The following is a 2,626-nucleotide window of genomic DNA, read 5'->3' on the forward strand; positions in this document are numbered from 1 at the left end:
GGCGGTGCCGCGCGTCTCGGCGTACGCGGCGGCGGCGTCCAGCGCCTGGGCGGTGGCGCGGCGCTCGGGGCCGTGCGGCCGCAGCAGCCCGGGCGCCATGCCGACCAGCCAGGCCCAGACGCCCGCGGCCAGCGCCAGGGCGACGTGCCCGGGGACCTGGCCGGGGCTCTGCGGTGCGAAGAGCGACGCGGAGCTGATGAAGGTGAGGACCACGTTGCCGGGCGGTCCGACGCGGGTGGCGTCGCACACCGTCTTGTGGACGGCGGCGAGGACGGCGCCCACGGTGACGAGGACGACGGCGTTCATGGTGAGCGCCGCGGCGGACAGGGCGACGGCGAGACCGCCGACCATGCCTAGCACCACCCAGGCCAGCGTCCGGGCCCGGGCGGCGTAGGGCCGGTTGTGGCCGTAGAGCGCGCACAGCGATCCGGCCATCGTGTACATGGCGAGGTCGAGGCGGCCGAGGGCGAGCAGCGTGAGGTTGGGCGGGGCGACGGCGGCCACCACGCTCAGCGCGGGCTTGAACCAGATGTCGGAGGGGCGCCCGAGGCGCAGGGCGTCGGCGAGGGGAAGGCGGCGGGAGGGGGCACTGCTCATGCCACAAACTTAACACGTGTTTTACTGGTAAAACTTCTGTTCGCGCTCCCCGCACGCTCCCGGCGTACACCCTTGCGCTCGCGTGTGCTCCCTCGCTCCTGGGCATCGCTTCCCTCGACGACCGTCGAGCGGGGAGGTCCGCGTGCACGGACCGGTGTCGACAGCCTGGCTGCTGGTCGCGCTGTGCGCGGCGACCGGGGCCTACTGCCTGCTGCGGATGCGCAGCGGCATCGGGGAACAGCGCCGGGCCGCGGGCGGCGAGGCGCTGATGGGATTCGGCATGGCGGCGATGGCGGTACCGGCGGCGGTGTTCACCCCGCCCAGGTGGGCGTGGCCCCTGTACGCGGCCGTGTTCGGCGCGGCGGCTCTGCGCGCGCTGTGGGCCGGGCGCGGCGGCCGGCGCCATCTGCATCATCTGGTGGGCAGCGCCGCGATGGTCTACATGGCGGTGGCGATGGCCGTCTCCCCGCACACCGCCCACCACACGCACGGCGGCACCGGTGTGCCGCTGCTGACCGGCGTGCTCCTGCTCTACTTCGCGGGCTACGTGCTGCTCTCCGGTGTCCGCCTGATACCCGCCGTCGCCCCGGCGGGCGCGCCCCCGCCCGCCCCCGCCGGCTGGGGCGACCGCCCGGAGCTGGCGCGGGCGTGCCGGCTGTCGATGGGGATCGGCATGGTGGCCATGCTGCTGACGATGTGAGGCCGCCGCACCGAGGGCGACGGGCGCGGGGGCGGCCCGAGGCCGGTGGAACGGCCGCGCCGATCCGGACAGAACCCGGACGCTTGGGACGCCCGGGCCGAGCGAGGCGGGCCGAGGCCGGTGGAACGGCCGCGTCGATTACGTCACTTCGGCACCGCGGAGCGTACCGCCGGGCGGCCTCGCACTCGTAGGGTACCGATCATGATGGTCCCCGTGGCCCTGTTGCTGCTCGGTGCCCTGACCGCCGTCGTCGCCCCGCGGCTGCTCGCCCGGTCCGACTGGCCGGACCGCGAGCCGGTCGTCGCCCTGTGGGTGTGGCAGTGCGTCGTGGCGGCCGTCCTGCTGTGCTGCGCCCTGTCGATGACGCTCAGCGCCGCGGCCGCCTGGCAGGCGGTGCGCGGGCATGTATTCGCCAGCGCACCGCGCGCGGTCGTGGACGCGTACGCCCTCGGCACGGCCGGCCCCTGGGCCGCGCCCACCGCCGTACTCCTCGCCGCCGGCGGCCTGTGGAGCCTGGCGATGCTGGTCCGCGAAGTAGTACGGTCCCGGACGCGACGGCGCGGACGGCGGGCCGAACTCCTGGTCCGCGCACCGCTGTTGCCCGGTGAGGAGCCGGCGGCCGGCCGGCTGGTGGTCCTGGAGGGCGACCGCCCCGACGCCTGGTGGCTGGCCGGCACGGCACCCCGGCTGGTCATCACCACGGCCGCACTGCGCCGGCTCGGGGGACGGCAGCTGGACGCCCTGCTCGCCCACGAGCAGGGGCATGCCCAGGCCCGGCACGACTGGCTGCGGCACTGTTCGGCCGCGCTGGCGGGCGGGTTCCCGCGGGTTTTGGTGTTCGCCGCGTTCCGCGACGAGATGCACCGGCTGGTCGAGCTGGCCGCGGACGACATGGCCTCCCGTCGCTTCGGCCGCCTCACGACGGCCCTGGCCCTGGTCGAACTCAACGAGGAACGGGGGGTGTTCGGGCCCGGCCCGACGCCGCAGGCGCACGTACCGCAGCGCGTGGACCGCCTGCTGACCGCCCCGGACCGCCTCCCGGCCCGGCACCGGCTGCGTCTGACGGCGACCGCCGCACTGGTGCCGGTGCTCCCCGTACTGGTGGCACTGGTGCCGGCACTGCGGACGCTGGGCTGACGCACGGCGGCGCAGGCAGGGAGCCGGGCTGCGCGGAAGCGGCCGGCGGACGCGCCGGCCCGACACGACCCGCCGAAGGGCGCCGGCCGGAAGGGAACCGGGGCCGACGCCTCGCCGGTCGTCTTGGCCGTGGCCGCCCGATCAACAAGGATCACGGCATGCACCGACGCCCCACCCCTCCCCCGCCCCCAC

2 protein-coding genes and 1 pseudogene are annotated in these 2,626 nt (G+C 75.8%); 2 read left to right on the forward strand and 1 reads right to left on the reverse strand.

Features of this window, described 5'->3' with window-relative positions; translation table 11 throughout:
• Window positions 1–597 (reverse strand): annotated as a pseudogene (locus GT045_RS23635) (FUSC family protein); the annotation flags it as partial.
• 142 nt (window positions 598–739) lie between these two features.
• Here GT045_RS23635 and GT045_RS23640 point away from each other — a divergent pair.
• A complete protein-coding gene (locus GT045_RS23640; protein ID WP_161335357.1) occupies window positions 740–1,297 on the forward strand; it encodes a DUF5134 domain-containing protein in 558 nt (185 codons plus the stop codon).
• Between the two features lie 201 nt (window positions 1,298–1,498).
• The gene (locus tag GT045_RS23645; RefSeq protein ID WP_161335358.1) at window positions 1,499–2,434 is read left to right on the forward strand and encodes a M56 family metallopeptidase; all 936 of its coding nucleotides are present in this window, start codon (window positions 1,499–1,501) and stop codon (window positions 2,432–2,434) included.
• Window positions 2,435–2,626 lie beyond the last annotated feature (192 nt).

Origin of the sequence: Streptomyces sp. SID486 (genome assembly GCF_009865385.1) — a bacterium.
Lineage (GTDB): Bacteria > Actinomycetota > Actinomycetes > Streptomycetales > Streptomycetaceae > Streptomyces.